This window comes from Micromonospora trifolii (assembly GCF_022229005.1).
Taxonomy (GTDB): Bacteria; Actinomycetota; Actinomycetes; order Mycobacteriales; family Micromonosporaceae; genus Micromonospora; species Micromonospora trifolii.
The window spans coordinates 44,786-59,286 of the sequence record NZ_JAKKFD010000017.1 but is presented as its reverse complement, the minus strand read 5'-3'; the positions used below and the strand labels follow the sequence as shown (position 1 = coordinate 59,286).

The 14,501-nt window shown below is 71.5% G+C and carries 15 protein-coding genes; 4 read left to right on the top strand and 11 right to left on the bottom strand.

All coding sequences use genetic code 11. The annotated features are described in order from the left end of the window. Positions 1 to 28 precede the first annotated feature (28 nt). From NIE79_RS11230 to NIE79_RS11215, 4 genes are all read right to left on the bottom strand, one after another. A complete protein-coding gene (locus tag NIE79_RS11230; protein ID WP_091410004.1) occupies positions 29 to 313 on the bottom strand; it encodes a GlsB/YeaQ/YmgE family stress response membrane protein in 285 nt (94 codons plus the stop codon). A 387-nt stretch (positions 314 to 700) separates the two neighbouring features. Beyond that, positions 701 to 985 carry a GlsB/YeaQ/YmgE family stress response membrane protein gene (locus NIE79_RS11225; protein WP_091409827.1) on the bottom strand — a complete coding sequence of 95 codons (285 nt, stop codon included), beginning with the start codon at positions 983 to 985 and terminating at the stop codon, positions 701 to 703. A 309-nt stretch (positions 986 to 1,294) separates the two neighbouring features. Next, entirely contained in the window at positions 1,295 to 3,172 is a 1,878-nt protein-coding gene (lepA, locus tag NIE79_RS11220; protein WP_238678489.1) for a translation elongation factor 4, read from the bottom strand. Positions 3,173 to 3,288: 116 nt separating this feature from the next. Then, entirely contained in the window at positions 3,289 to 3,825 is a 537-nt protein-coding gene (locus NIE79_RS11215) for a DUF4240 domain-containing protein (protein ID WP_238678488.1), read from the bottom strand. A gap of 61 nt (positions 3,826 to 3,886) precedes the next feature. On the opposite strand from NIE79_RS11215, the gene NIE79_RS11210 reads away from it, so the two are divergent. Both NIE79_RS11210 and rpsT read left to right on the top strand, forming a co-directional pair. Beyond that, entirely contained in the window at positions 3,887 to 4,873 is a 987-nt protein-coding gene (locus NIE79_RS11210) for a phosphotransferase family protein (protein ID WP_238678487.1), read from the top strand. Positions 4,874 to 5,056: 183 nt separating this feature from the next. Further along, a complete protein-coding gene (gene rpsT, locus NIE79_RS11205; protein ID WP_196929927.1) occupies positions 5,057 to 5,323 on the top strand; it encodes a 30S ribosomal protein S20 in 267 nt (88 codons plus the stop codon). 124 nt (positions 5,324 to 5,447) lie between these two features. On the opposite strand, the gene NIE79_RS11200 is transcribed toward rpsT, so the two are convergent. From NIE79_RS11200 to NIE79_RS11185, 4 genes are all read right to left on the bottom strand, one after another. Further along, complete coding sequence (locus NIE79_RS11200; protein ID WP_238678486.1) at positions 5,448 to 5,870, bottom strand: hypothetical protein; 423 nt, start codon at positions 5,868 to 5,870, stop codon at positions 5,448 to 5,450. Next, positions 5,867 to 6,847 carry a DNA polymerase III subunit delta gene (gene holA, locus NIE79_RS11195; protein ID WP_238678614.1) on the bottom strand — a complete coding sequence of 327 codons (981 nt, stop codon included), beginning with the start codon at positions 6,845 to 6,847 and terminating at the stop codon, positions 5,867 to 5,869. The genes NIE79_RS11200 and holA overlap by 4 nt, the downstream gene beginning before the upstream one ends. A 212-nt stretch (positions 6,848 to 7,059) precedes the next feature. After that, positions 7,060 to 9,447: a ComEC/Rec2 family competence protein gene (locus NIE79_RS11190; RefSeq protein WP_238678613.1), complete on the bottom strand. Its 2,388-nt coding sequence runs from the start codon at positions 9,445 to 9,447 to the stop codon at positions 7,060 to 7,062. 56 nt (positions 9,448 to 9,503) lie between these two features. Then, entirely contained in the window at positions 9,504 to 10,319 is an 816-nt protein-coding gene (locus tag NIE79_RS11185; RefSeq protein WP_238678485.1) for a ComEA family DNA-binding protein, read from the bottom strand. 186 nt (positions 10,320 to 10,505) lie between these two features. Between NIE79_RS11185 and hemC the strand changes: the two genes are divergently transcribed. Further along, the gene (gene hemC / locus NIE79_RS11180) at positions 10,506 to 11,441 is read left to right on the top strand and encodes a hydroxymethylbilane synthase (RefSeq protein ID WP_238678484.1); all 936 of its coding nucleotides are present in this window, start codon (positions 10,506 to 10,508) and stop codon (positions 11,439 to 11,441) included. 88 nt (positions 11,442 to 11,529) lie between these two features. Here the strand turns inward: hemC and NIE79_RS11175 are convergent, their stop codons facing one another. Further along, entirely contained in the window at positions 11,530 to 11,904 is a 375-nt protein-coding gene (locus NIE79_RS11175) for a VOC family protein (protein WP_238678483.1), read from the bottom strand. Between the two features lie 677 nt (positions 11,905 to 12,581). On the opposite strand from NIE79_RS11175, the gene NIE79_RS11170 reads away from it, so the two are divergent. Then, positions 12,582 to 12,803, top strand: a complete 222-nt coding sequence (locus NIE79_RS11170) for a GntR family transcriptional regulator (RefSeq protein WP_238678482.1) — start codon at positions 12,582 to 12,584, stop codon at positions 12,801 to 12,803. A gap of 20 nt (positions 12,804 to 12,823) precedes the next feature. On the opposite strand, the gene NIE79_RS11165 is transcribed toward NIE79_RS11170, so the two are convergent. Both NIE79_RS11165 and NIE79_RS11160 read right to left on the bottom strand, forming a co-directional pair. Next, the gene (locus NIE79_RS11165; protein ID WP_238678481.1) at positions 12,824 to 13,597 is read right to left on the bottom strand and encodes an SDR family NAD(P)-dependent oxidoreductase; all 774 of its coding nucleotides are present in this window, start codon (positions 13,595 to 13,597) and stop codon (positions 12,824 to 12,826) included. A gap of 4 nt (positions 13,598 to 13,601) precedes the next feature. After that, positions 13,602 to 14,456: a DegV family protein gene (locus NIE79_RS11160; RefSeq protein WP_238678480.1), complete on the bottom strand. Its 855-nt coding sequence runs from the start codon at positions 14,454 to 14,456 to the stop codon at positions 13,602 to 13,604. Positions 14,457 to 14,501: the final 45 nt, after the last annotated feature.

The window sequence follows — 14,501 nt, the reverse complement described above, 5'->3', positions numbered from 1 at the left end:
TGCTGTGTCGCCAGATGATGCCGGGTCGTTATCGGGTGACGCTGCGGCGGCGACCCACACCGGCCACCAGCGCGACAGCGATCGCGGCCACCACGACCTGCACCAGCAGCTCGGCCCAGTCGATACCGCTCGTCTCGGTCGCGATGCCGATGGCCCGCGCCAGGACGGTGCCCAGCAGCGCGGCGCCGACACCGATCAGCAGGTGCAGCCAGATCGGCATGTTCTGCCGGCCCGGAACGACCAGGCGGCCGAGCGCGCCGACGATGAGACCAACAACGATCGCAGTGATGATGCCCCACACGGTGAGCTCCACGGCCACCCTCCTTCAAAGAATGTCTGACACACGGTGCGTGTGCTTCCTGTCGTGACCGTTAATTGCCCGACCCACCTAAAATCCAAACCGACTTCACTCACCAAACGATCACGACTTGGCCAACAAGGACACGTTCCACAGCAGGCCCACCCCGGCGGGCGCCGGCAGCCACCTTGATCAACACGAGTTCCTTGAAGTCGCGGCATCACACCCACCGGGACACCCCGACATCACCAAGACCGAGTCGATCACGATCATCCAGCCCGCCGGAGACGTCGAGCAGGACCGGCGACGACCCTCGCGGCGGGCGGAACGCCGATGGGCGCCCGGCCTGTCGGCCGGGCGCCCATCGGAGGTGTCGCTGTGGTGCGAGTTGGTGCTGTGGTGTTATCGGGTCACGCGGCGGCGGCCACCCACACCGGCCACCAGCGCGACAGCGATCGCGGCCACCACGACCTGCACCAGCAGCTCGCCCCAGTCGATACCGCTCGTCTCGGTCGCGATGCCGATGGCCCGCGCCAGGACGGTGCCCAGAAGGGCCGCGCCGATACCGATCAGCATGTGCAGCCAGATCGGCATGTTCTGCCGGCCCGGAACGACCAGGCGGCCGAGCGCGCCGACGATGAGACCAACAACGATCGCAGTGATGATGCCCCACACGGTGAACTCCACGGTCGCCCTCCTTCAAAGAATGTCTGACACACGAGTTGTGTGCTTCCTGTCGTGACGGCTAAGTGCCCGACCCACCGAAAGCCCAAACCGACTCACCTCAAGGGACAACGTCAGTTGTCAATGTTCTGGCGGTGCGTCGGTTCGCGTGCGAGTGCGTCCACACAGGTAGGAGGCCATCTCGTCGACCCGCCGACCCCACGAGAGCGACCGAAAAAATTTCCACGCCAGGGTGCTCACACTCGCCAGGCACACCCGGAAACGCGACGCGCCCGGGTGCGGATGGCACCCGGGCGCGTACGGCGGCGCGAACTACTTCTTGCCGGCGGCCTTGCCGTCACCGGAGTCGGAGGAGAGGGCGGCGATGAAGGCCTCCTGCGGCACCTCGACCCGGCCGACCATCTTCATCCGCTTCTTGCCTTCCTTTTGCTTCTCCAGCAGCTTGCGCTTACGGCTGATGTCGCCGCCGTAGCACTTGGCCAGCACGTCCTTGCGGATCGCCCGGATGGTCTCCCGGGCGATGATCCGGCTGCCGATGGCCGCCTGGATCGGCACCTCGAACTGCTGACGCGGGATCAGGGTGCGCAGCTTGGCGGCGATGGTGACGCCGTAGTTGTACGCCTTGTCCTTGTGCACGATGGCGCTGAACGCGTCCACCGGCTCGCCGTGCAGCAGGATGTCCACCTTCACCAGGTCGGACGCCTGCTCGGTGGTGGGCTCGTAGTCGAGCGAGGCGTAGCCCTTGGTACGGCTCTTCAGCTGGTCGAAGAAGTCGTAGATGATCTCTGCGAGCGGCAGCGTGTAGCGCAGCTCCACCCGGTCGGCGGAGAGGTAGTCCATACCCAGCAGGTTGCCGCGCCGGCCCTGACACAGCTCCATGACCGCGCCCACGTAGTCGTTGGGCGTCAGCACTGTGGCCCGGACCACCGGCTCGTACACCTCGGCGATCTTGCCGGTGGGGTACTCGCTCGGGTTGGTGACGACGATCTCCTCGCCGTCGTCGGTGATCGCCCGGTAGACGACGTTGGGCGCGGTGGAGATCAGGTCGAGGTTGTACTCGCGCTCCAGCCGCTCCCGGATGATCTCCAGGTGGAGCAGGCCGAGGAAGCCGCAGCGGAAGCCGAAGCCGAGCGCGCCGGAGGTCTCCGGCTCGTAGTCCAGGGCGGCGTCGTTGAGCTTGAGCTTGTCCAGAGCCTCACGCAGGTTCGGGTAGTCGGACCCGTCGATCGGGTAGAGGCCGGAGTAGACCATCGGCTTCGGGTCCTTGTAGCCACCCAACGCCTCGGCCGCCGGCCGGCTGTTGATGGTGACCGTGTCACCGACCCGGGACTGGCGGACGTCCTTCACACCGGTGATCAGGTAGCCCACCTCGCCGACGCCGAGCGCCTCGGCCTTGACCATCTCGGGTGAGATGACACCGATCTCCAGCAGCTCGTGCACCGCACCGGTGGACATCATCTTGATCCGGTCGCGGGCGCTGATCCGCCCGTCGATGACCCGGACGTACGTGACGACGCCCCGGTAGACGTCGTACACCGAATCGAAGATCATCGCCCGGGCGGGCGCCACGGCGTCACCGACCGGTGGGATGAACTGCCGGACGATCTCGTCGAGCAGGTACGGAACGCCCTCGCCGGTCTTGCCGGAGACCCGGATGCAGTCGGCGGGGTCACCGCCGATCAGGTGGGCCAGCTCCTCGGCGTACTTCTCCGGCTGCGCGGCCGGCAGGTCGATCTTGTTGAGCACCGGGATGATGCGCAGGTCGTTCTCGAGAGCCAGGTAGAGGTTGGCCAGGGTCTGCGCCTCGATGCCCTGCGCAGCGTCGACAAGCAGCACGGCACCCTCGCAGGCGGCCAGCGACCGGGACACCTCGTAGGTGAAGTCCACGTGCCCCGGGGTGTCGATCATGTTGAGCACCGCTTGCTCACCGGCCCGCTCACCCTCGCGGATGGTCCACGGCATGCGGACGGCCTGGCTCTTGATGGTGATGCCGCGCTCGCGCTCGATGTCCATCCGGTCCAGGTACTGCGCGCGCATCTGCCGCGGGTCGACCACGCCGGTGAGCTGCAGCATCCGGTCGGCCAGGGTCGACTTCCCGTGGTCGATGTGGGCGATGATGCCGAAGTTCCGGATGCGACCGGGGTCGGTGGCACCAGGGGCGTTCGCGCCGGGATCGAGCTTCGGTGGCACAGCGGTCCGTTCTGGTCGGCTGACGTGAACAGGCCGGCGCGCCGCCGACCCCCTCTATGTTCCCACGCCGCCGGGGTGCGCCCACTGCGCGGGCGATGGAACGGTCCGAGGACCCCTCACTCCATCGGCGGCTCGACGAAGAGCGCGGCCAGCCGGGGCAGCCGCCGACGTGCCTCGTCCTCGTCGTCGAAGTCCCAGAAGTCGTTGAGGTCCGGTGTCCGCACCGGGTCGCGGTCCGCCGGCAGTTCGGTAGCTGTGGCCTTGCGGTACGCGTCCCAGGGCACCGAGAGCATCCGCTCGGCGGAGAACTCCTCGCCGCTGAGCGAGGCCGCCCGCACCTGGGGCAGTTCGGCCAGCGAGTCCGGTTCGGCGACCGCGCGGGCGAAGACGGCCCGACCCTGTGCCATCAGCCAGCCCCGGAAGTGTTCGAAGCCGTCAGCCGAGGCACCACCGTTGATCAGGTACGCCGCACCCCACAGATCCGCCTTGTGCGAGGCGGCCAGCACCCGCGTCTGGTGCCGCGCGTACCCGATGATGTCCTCCGGGTCGCGCTCGGCGAGCAGCGCCACGGCCCGCGCGGCGACCGGGCCGGGCTCACCCCCGCCGCCGGCCCGCGCCTCGTCGATCAGCTTCCAGAAGTCCTCGGTCCTCATGGCTTGGCAGTCTGGCAGTGTCGCCGTGCGTCGCGCACGTAGCCCGGGGCAGCATGGTGGCATGTCCCCTTCCCTGCTGCCGCCGGTGCCGTACCACGCGAGCGCCCTGCGCCCGTCGTGGCCGGCCTTGCCGGCGGCGCTGCGGGCCGCGGTCGCCGAACGGCTCGGCGCGCCGGTGGTCACCGCCCGGCTCGCGGGCGCGGGCTTCACCCGCGGGTTCGCCGCCGTGCTCGACACCGCCGACGGCGGTCGGGCCTTCGTCAAGGCCGCACCCGCCGCCGAGCAACCGCATCTGGTCGACTGGTACGCCCGAGAGGCCGCGATCCTCGACCGGCTGCCGGCGGACCTGCCGGCGCCCCGCCCCCGGTGGACCATGTCCGAAGCCGGCTGGTTCGTGCTGTGCACCGACGCCGTCGACGGGCACACCCCGCGCCTGCCCTGGACGCCCACCGAGTTGGACGCGACCCTCGTCGGGTACGCGGAGGTCGCCGCCGCCCTGGCCGACCCGCCGGCCGAGCTGACAGCGCTCGGCCTGCCGCACCTGGCCGACCTGGCCCGGTCGGACATCCTCTGGTGGGAGGAGGTCGCCGCCGGTCGCGAGCCGACCCCACAGCTGCCCGCGCCGCTGCTGGGCCGACTGCCCGAGCTTGTGGAGTTGGAATCCCTCCTCCCCCGGTACGCCGCCGGGGCGACCGGCCTGATCCACGGCGACCTGCGGGTCGACAACGTGTTGATCGACTCGGACGGCCGAGCCTGGTTCTGCGACTGGACCTGGGTCTGCTCCGGGCCGGCCTGGTTCGACCTGGCCGGCCTGCTGCTCACCGCGTACGCCAGCGGGCTGGACGCGGACCGGCTCTTCGCCGCGCACCCGACCACCGCCGGCGCGCCCCCGGACGCGTTGGACGCGACACTCGCGGCGCTGGCCGGCTACTACCTCACCGGCGCTGCGGCGCCACCGCCGACGGCCTCACCGCACCTGCCCGCCCACCAGCGGTGGAGCGGCGAGCAGTCGCTCGACTGGCTGGCCTGCCGCCAGGGTTGGCGGTGAGCCGCCGCCCTGGCCGAGGGCGTAACCTGGTCCCCGACGGGCCGGGTCCGTCCGCGCGAAGGCCGAGCCGTTTTGGCTCGTCCCCGGCGACCTGGTAACCTGGCTCTTCGCGCAGCGATGACGCATGTTCGTCATCACGCGCAATAAGCTGACCAACCCGAGCTATCAAGACGAGGCTGTCGCGTGGCGAACATCAAGTCCCAGATCAAGCGCAACCGGCAGAACGAGAAGGCCCGGCTGCGCAACAAGTCGGTCAAGTCGTCGCTGAAGACCGCCGTCCGGAAGTTCCACGAGGCTGCCGAGGCCGGTGACGTCGAGAAGGCGACCGCGCTCATGCTGGACGCCTCGCGCAAGCTGGACAAGGCCGTCAGCAAGGGCGTGATCCACTCCAACCAGGCCGCGAACCGCAAGTCCGCGATCGCGAAGCGCGTGGTGTCACTCTCCGTCTGACGACTTCACCGTCAGACTGATTCGGAAAGCCCCGGGCCTCGGCCCGGGGCTTCCGTGTGTCCACAGGCCGGCCGTGTCCATCCGGCCCGGCCGTTCTGTGCGCAGGCCCCGACGGGGTCGGCGCTCAGTCTGACGGGTTGGCCCGCCGGGGCGGCGGCACCGGGTCGGCGGTGATCACCACGCCGGGAACGCTGTGCGAGACCCACTCCACCCGGGCTCGGCCGACCACCGGTTCCATCTGTCGGCGAAACCGGTCCCGCTCCTGCTCGGGCACGAGCGCGGCGGAGCGGACCACGACCGCGGCCACCATGTCGTTGAGCTTCACCATGGCGGCCACCACGACCGGCAGCACCAGCACCGCCCACCAGCTGACCAGCTCGGCGAGGGCGAGAAGCACCGCCAGGGCGATGGCACCCTCGAAGAAGAGGAAGCACAGCACACCGCCGGGGTTGACGAACCGCAGGCCGAGGAGCCGGGCGTAGAGCGGCCGGTAACGCTCCTCGTCCACGGGAATGGTGGCCCACGCTGGGCGGTTCGCCCCCGTCACCTGGCGCTGCCCTGCCGGGCCGCGGCGACCGAGAAGACGGCGCGCTCCAGGGCGTACGCCCGGTCATCGGAGCCACCCTTGACGGCCGCGTTGCACTCGGCGGCGACCTGCATGGCCCGGACCAGGCCCTCCGGCGTCCAGCCCCGCCCCTGCCGCTGCGCCCGTTCGATCTTCCAGGCGGGCATTCCGAGGCTGCTGGCGAGCTGGTACGCGTTACCTCGTCCGGCCGATGCCACCCGGGCCACAGTGCGCACCCCGTCGGCCAGGGCGTCGGCGATGGGCACCGGGTCGACCCCGACGTGCAGGGCCCAGCGCAGTGCCTCGAGCGCCGCCGGCACGTCGCCGACCATTGTGGCGTCCGCCACCGTGAAGCCGGTCACCTCGACCCGGCCCCGGTAGTAACGGGAGACCGTCTCGGCGCTGATCCGCCCATCGGTGTCGGCGACCAGTTGGGAGCAGGCGGCGGCCAGCTCACGCATGTCGTTGCCGACCGCGGCGATGAGCGCCTCGGCGGCATCGTCGGTGCACTTTCCGCCGGCCCGGCGAATCTCGTCGCGGACGAAGGCCACCCGGTCGCGGTGCCCCTTGAGCTTCGCCGCCGGGACCACCGTCGCGCCCGCCGTCCGCAGACCGTCGGCGAACGCCTTGCCCTTGGCACCGCCCAGGTGCAGCACCAGCAGCTGGACCTCGGGGTCGGGATTCTTCGCGTACGCCAGCAGCGCGGCGACCAGGTCCTTGCGGGCGTCCTGGCCGGAACGCAGGATCAGCAGCCGCCGCCCGCCGAACAGCGAGGGGCTGAGCATCTCGGCGATCTCGCCGACGGTGAGCGCGCTGGCCTGGTACTCGCGGACGTCCACCTCGGGGTCCACACTGCGAACCTTCGCGACAGCCTCGGTGACCGCGCGCGTGGCGAGCAGTTCCTCGTCACCGAGGACGAGCAGAATGGGGGCGAGGCTGGCGGGGGTCACGCCGCCCATATTCGCACGGCCTGCGGCGGGATCGTGCCTGCTCATTCGCTGCTTGATCGGCGCAGCCCGCACACAGCGCAAATCCAGACATCCAACTCAATTCTTCGTTTAATCCGCAAGTCGCCCGAATAACCGGAGACCTGTTCATGGTTCCAGGCGGGGTCAGAGGAAGCCGTCCGACTTGATCCACACGGGATCCAGGAAACTCGTCGGCCAATGGGTCAGGGCTGGCGGCCAGCGGGCACACCTCGACGGGCCACCGCCAGACCGTCACCCGTTCGGACCGCCGCCACGTCGCCGTCCGTGTCCGTACGCAGCACCCGCACGCCGCCCCTGCCCAGTTGGGCGAGCAGCCCCGGACTCGGGTGCCCGTAGGTGTTGCCCGTGCCCACCGGCACGAGCGCCACCGTCGGCCGCACCGCGTCGAGGAAGCCCTGATCCTGGTACGCCGACCCGTGGTGCGCGACCTTCAACACGTCCGCCAGCAACTGGCCGGGTGCCGCCCGCGCCACCATCGCGTGCTGCTCCTCGGTCTCCGCGTCGCCGGCCAGCAGGATCCGTACCCCGGCCACCGTGGCGCGCAGCACCAGCGAGTTGTTGTTCGGGTCGGACCTGGTCCCGGCCAGCGGGTACGGCGGGCCGAGCACCAGCAGGTCGACCCCGCCCACGGGATGACGGGCGCCGGCCGCCGTGGTCAGCAGCGCGGCCCGCCCGCCGTTGGCCGCCGCCCGAACCAGGTCCCGGCCGCTCTCCGGGTCGGTGGACGACGGCGTCAGCACGGCACCCACCCTCCGCCCCCGGAACACCCCGGCCACCCCGCCCACGTGGTCAGCGTGGAAATGGCTGATCACCAGCAGGGGCACCTCCCGTATGCCGAGCCGACGTAGGCAACCGTCCACCGCACCCGGTTCCGGCCCGGCGTCCACCACCACGGCCCGGCCGGGGTCGACCGGGAGCACCAGCGCGTCGCCCTGCCCCACCGCGCAGGCCACCACCACCCACCCGGCGGGCGGCCAGCCGGCGGCCACCAACCGAACCGGCAGGGCACCCAGCACTGCGGCAACCCCCACCACCGCCACCAGCCGGCGTACGGGTGGCCGGCGAACCGCGATCAGCAACGCGACGGTCAGCCCGGTCAGCAGCAGGGCACCGGGCACGCCGCCCGGCCACGGCAGAGTGCCACCTGGCAGTCGAGCGCCCTGGCGGGCGATGACCACCAGCCACCAGGCCGGCCAACTCGCCAGCCACGCGACGAACTCGGCACCGGCCGGCCAGATCGGCGACACCAAGGCCGCCAGCACGCCCAGCACTGTCGCTGGCGCGATGGCCGGCACCGCCAGCAGGTTCGCCGGTACCGCCACCAGGCTCACAGTGCCGGAGATCCCGGCGACGACCGGACCGCAGGCAAGTTGGGCGGCCGCCGGCACTGCCAACGCCTCGGCCAGCCCGGGCGGGACACCTCGCCGACGCAACCCGTCCCGCCAGCGCGGCGCGAGCAGCAACAGGCCACCGGTGGCCAGCACGGAGAGGGCGAAGCCGGGGTCCCCGGCCAACTCGGGGTCGACGAGCACCAGCACTGTCACGGCGGCGGCCAGCGCGGGCAGCGCCGCCCGAGGTCGACCGGCGGCGAGCGCGGCCAGCCCGATCGCTCCCATCGTGGCTGCCCGTACGACGCTCGGTGACGGGCGAACCAGAATGACGAACCCCACCAGCGCCACAGCACACAGCGCGGCGGCGAGCCACGGGCCGGCGCGCGACCACCGGGCCAGCAACAGCACCGCGCCCACCACGATCGCGACGTTGGAGCCGGAGACCGCGTTGAGGTGTGTCATCCCGGTGGCCTGGAAGTCCGCCTCGACGGCCTGTGGAAGTCGGCTGGTGTCGCCCACCACCAGACCGGGCAGCAGCCCGCCGGGGTCGTCGGGCAGCGGCGCGCAGGCCCGTTGCAGGCCGGTACGCAGCGTCCCGGCGGCGCGCTGCGCCCAGGACGGCGCGCCGTGCCGCTGCGGTGGACCGTTGGTGCTGAGAACCGCAGCGGTGAGGTCGCCGCCCCGCGGAACACCGAGCCGGCCGTCGACGGTGAGGCGCTGCCCGGGCAACAGGCCCCGCCACGCCGGATCGGTCGCCAGGACGAGCAGCCGCACCGACGCGTGGATCCGCCGACCGTCCGGGCCGGTGAGCCGGACCAACTCGGACGACACCAGCAGCATTCCCGGCCGCCCGGCGCTCCGGATCGGACGCGGGTCGTCCCGGACGACCAGGTCGGCGGTGATCGGAGCGCGTTGCTCGGCGAGGGTACGGATCGCCGGCGCGTCGCGAACGGCGAGCCGGGCGGCGGTGGCCGCACCACCGCAGACCACACCGAGGCCGACCGCCACGGCCACCCACCCGTAGCGCCGCACCACGGCTCGGGGACTGCCGAGGCGGCCGAGCAGGTGCACGGCACCGATTGCCGTCAGACCGGTCGCTGCGCCGGCCACCAGCAGCGTGGTGCGGCTGCCGAGGTGCAGGCCGGCGAGCGCCGTCAGCCAGGCCGCCACGGCGAGCCCAGCCAGTCGCAGATCCGGTGGCTCCGACCGGGCCCGGCCAACCAGTGGCGTGTTGGCCAGCGGCTCGGGCCGAGCCCTACCGGCCGGCGAAGGGCCAGCGGCGATGGCGGACCCGCTCACACCGTCACCAGATCCTTGAGCTGTTCGTAACGGGCATCGCCGATCCCGTCGACCTGGCGTAGGTCGCCAACGGACTTGAACCCGCCGTGCTGGTCTCGATGGGTGAGGATCCGTTGGGCGAGCACCGGCCCCACCCCCGGCAGCGCGTCGAGCTGTGCCAGCGTCGCGGTGTTGAGGTTCAGCGGCCCGGCGGCGGGTGCCGCACCGCCCGCTGCGGGCCCGGCCGCACCGCCCGGCACCGGCGGTGGCGTCACCCCGACCACTATCAGCTCACCATCGGTCACCTTGCGGGCGGGGTTGAGCAGCGCCACGTCGACCCCGGGCAGCGCGCCGCCGGCCGCCTGCACCGCGTCGGCGAGCCGGGACCCGGCGGGCAGGCGTACCAAACCGGGTTTTCGGACCTTGCCCGCGACCGCCACCACCACCTCGCCGGAGCTGGACATGCTGGGGTCACCCGCCGGCGGGGCCGACGCGGCGTCGCTGGCCAGCGGGGCGACCGGCTCCGACTGCGGCCGGGCCTGCCAGGCCCAACCTGCCGCACCCACTACCACCACCACGGCGACCACCGCCAACGCCCGCACACCGCGCCGCCCAGGGTCGAACGCCCCGGGCCCGGGCAACCGTGACTCGGACGGGACCGCGAGGCCGTCCGAAGCCAACTTCGCGACCAGCTCGGTCGCGGGCTGCGCGCCGACCAGGGACGACGGGGGTACGCCCGTGAACGGCGCCTCCGGCCGGGGCGGCGGCGCGACAGCCGCCTCCGTCAGCCGGCGCAGGCGCTGGCGTACCTCTGTCTCCTCGTCGTGCGACACAGCGCGACGCTATGGCGGCGGCCGGGACGGTGGAGGTGACGGGAGCTGTCCTGTGGACAACCACCGCCACTGTGGACAACGGCCTGATCACGCTCCGATCTGCTATGCGGGGTCGAACTACGGCGCGTGGCCTGGGCGGCCGGTCTGGTCGCGGACGCCCGCATCGAGCGGACTACCCTCGGCGGTATGTCCGACTCCCGCCTGCTGCGCATCGGCACCCGCAACTCTCCGATGGCTCTCGCCCAGGTCGAGCGGGTCCGCGCGATGCTCGCCGAGCGGCACCCCGAGGTCACTGTGGACGTGCTGTCGATGTCGACAAGCGGGGACCGCTGGCACGGTGACCTGGCCGCCCTGGGCGGCAAGGGGGCGTTCACCAAGGAGGTGGACGCCGCCCTGATCGCCGGGGATGTGGACCTGGTGGTGCACTGCGTCAAGGACGTACCCGGAGACCGGCCGGCGCCAGCCGGCACTGTGATGGCCGCCTACCTGGCCCGTGACGACGTCCGGGACTGCCTCGTGCACCCGGGCGGGCTGCAGGTCGACCAACTGCCCCCTGGCACCCGCATCGGCACCTCCGCCGTCCGGCGGGTGGCGCAGCTGGCGCTGCACTGGCCGAGCCTGGTGCCGGTGGCCATCCGGGGCAACGCGAACAGCAGGCTCGCCAAACTCGACGCCGGGGACAGGTACGACGCGCTGCTGCTCGCCTGCTCCGGGTTGGAGCGGATCGGGCAGGCCGCCCGCATCACCCACCCGATCGACGTCGACACGATGGTCCCGGCCGTCGGCTCCGGCACCCTGGTCCTGCAATGCCGGGAAGACGACACCAGCACCCGCGACCTGGCAATCAGCCTCGGCGACCCACGGGCCTGGCGGGAGACCGTGGCGGAACGGACCATGCTGCACATCCTGCAGGGGAACTGTCACTCCCCCATCGCTGCGCTCGCCCGCACCGAATCCGACGGACGCCTCGGCCTACGGGCAAGGGTGATCAGCCTCGACGGCAAGACAGTGCTCGACGTACACGAATGGGCGGCGGATCCGATCACCCTCGGGACCTCCGTCGCCGCCGCCCTGCTCCGGCAGGGTGCCCGCGACCTCCTCGACCTGTCCGCGCCCGCCTGACCGTCCGCTGTTGTCGGCAACACCCACGAGGCTCAGCAGCGAGACTGACGGCCGGTGGGACAACAGCGCCCCACCGGCCGAGGGCCTGCTACAGGTACGGCCGGGTGATGATCTCGATCGCGTGGCCGGCCGGGTCGAAGAAGTAGAAGCCCCGGCCACCGTGCTCGGCGTTGGTCTCCCCCTTCCGCTTCAGCTGCGGGTCGGCCCAGTACGTGATGCCACGTCCCTCGACGAACGCCAGGCACCGCACGAACATCTCGTCGTCGACGAGGAACGCGTAGTGCTGCATCTGGATGTCCACCGGCGGCTCGGCGAACTGGAGCAGCACACCCTCGTCCAGCTGGACGTTGGCGAACGGCCCCCACGACGGCGCCTCCGGCAGCTCGAACAGCTCCCGGTAGAACGCGGCAGAGGCGCTCTTGTCCTTGCTGGCGATGATGGTGTGGTTGAACGTGACTGTCATCCGTACCGTCTTCTTCCCGGTCGATCCGAAGACCCGACCGGAGGCCCAACAGCGTTCACCCAGCCACGCGGATGACGAAGCCCCGAGGGCACCGACGCCCCGGATCCCGCACGAGAGACGCGTATGTCGCATCGATCTCGGCGTGGTGGCTGAAGTAGCCAGAACCTCCGGGGGTAGGCCCATCTGGGGCGCGCACGGAGGCTAACACAGCGGCTCGGAGCCGACCGCTCACCGTTTCTGGAGCATGACCGAGGCCACTTCTGCGATGAGCGCCAACGCCCAGTCGAGTTGTCGGCAGTCGCTGTGTCCTCGGCACTCCAGGCACCCGCCCGCCACGGCCGGTCGAGCGCCCGGGTCCAGTGAGCATCCAGCACCCGCTTGGCCATGAACAGTTCGGTCGCCGTGGACACCGGTTCATCGATTGGCATGTTCGGCGCCTCCGCGCGGTCCGAAGGAGCCCGCCCTGGGGCCGAGTCGTTGCGATGCGCTCCCTCAGGGCGGGCAGACCGGATACCTCAGGAGTGCTGAAGTCCAGGAGCACCCGGCCACTGTCTCACTGTATCCACTGTCTCACTGTAGTCAGGTTCTCACTATCTCCACTTTGCCGCGTTGCCGCCTTGTCCCGATCACGCCCGGGCTGGAAACATGATCTCCGCTGAAGTCCGGGAGAGCCGCTCATGCCGACGAGACCACCGCACTACCGCCGCGTGGCGGATGACATCGAGCAGAAGATCCGGTCGGGCGAATACTCGCCTGGCCAACAACTGCCATCGGTGTCCGAGATCGGTGAGCTGTACAACGTGGCACGCTCCACGGCCTATCGAGCCGTCAAGGAGCTGCACGAACAGAACCTGATCTACGGTCAGCAGGGCCAGGGCGTCTTCGTCGCCGACAGCTAGAAGGCGAGCGATCCAGGCGGTCAGCGGGCCTCTGGGTCGAGGCCGAGTACGGCCCGGCCGCCGTCCACCGGCAGTGTCACCCCGTTGACGAAGCTCGCCGCGGGCGACAGCAGGTACGCGACCGCCTCGGCCACCTCCTCGGCCCGCCCGATGCGACCCACCGGGTGCAGCCGGGTCAGCTCGGCGTCGATCCACTGCGCCTGGGTGGGCTCCTGCGTGGCGAGGAATTCGGCGTGCCGCTCGGTGGCGATCGAGCCGAGCGCGACAGCGTTGGCGCGGATGCCGTGCCGCCCGTACTCGACGGCCAGCGCCCGGGTCAGCCCTTCCACTGCGGCCTTCGCCGTCGCGTACGGCAGGGCACCGGACACCGGTCGACGGGCCTGGTGCGACGAGACGTTGACGATCGCGCCGCCGGCAGCGCGGGCCAGGAAGCGGCGGACGGCGACCGCGGCGCCGACCACGGCTGGGCGCAGGTTCAGCCCGATCAGGTCCAGCACCGTGTCGGCCGACGCGGAGTGCAGTGCGGCGTCGCGGAACACCGCCGCGTTGTTCACCCAGCCGGCCAGCGGTGCGGCGTGGTCCGCCAGCTCGGCGGCGCGCTCCGCGACCTGCTCGTCGGCGGCGTCACCGACCACCGCGACGAGCCGATCGGCGGCCGGATGGTCGGCCAACCAGTCGACCGCGTCGGCGTCGCGTTCCAAAACGACGATGGTGGCGCCGGTCGCCACCAGCCGTTCCACCACAGCCCGGCCGACACCGCGACCGCCGCCGGTCACCACGCACGACGTGTGCACCGGCTCAACCCTCCGCTCGGCGGTGGACGACCACGCAGGCCAGGCCCGGCCCGGCGTGCGCGGCGACGACGGCACCCGCCTCGGAGACGTACGTGTCGTGCAGCCGGTCACCGAACCGCTCGGTCAGCGCGGCGCGCAACGCCTCGGCCCGTTGGGGTGCGGCCAGGTGGTGCACCCCGAGATCCACGTCGTCGCCGTCGGCCGCCTCGACAGCCAGGTCCACCAGACGGGCAACTCCCCGGCTGGCGGTGCGGACCTTCTCCCGCAGCACTATCGCCCCATCCGGCATGTGCATGATCGGCTTGACGGACAGCGCGGTGCCGACCAACGCCTCGGCCGCGTTGATCCGGCCGCCCCGGCGAAGGAACTCCAGCGTGTCGACGTAGAACCAGACGGTGGTGCGGGCGATGGCGCCGAGCGCCGCGTCGCGTACAGCGGCAAGGTCGGCGCCGGCCTCGGCGGCGGTGGCGGCGGCGACGGCCGGAAAGCCCAGGCCCATGCCCGCCGATCGGCTGTCCACGACCTCGACCCGGCCGTCCAGGTCGGCGGCGGCCAGCCGGGCGGCCTCCACGGTGCCGGACAGCGCGGCGGAGATGTGCACCGAGACGACGCCGTCGGCGCCGGCGTCGAGCAGTCGGCGGTACGTGCGGGCGAACTGCTCGGGTGCCGGGCGGGAGGTGGTCGCCGTGACCCGGCGGGCGCTCAGCGCCGCTGTCGCGTCGGCCGGCTGGGTCTCCACCCCCTCCAGCCCTTCCGCGCCGTTGAGCACGACGGTCAACGGCACAACGGTCAGCCGGTGCGCCTGCACCAGCTCGGGCGGAAGGTAGGCGGTGGAGTCGATGACAACCGCGACGGGCATGCCCGGCACGCTAGCCGATCGAGACCCCCAACGCCGAAGCGCGAG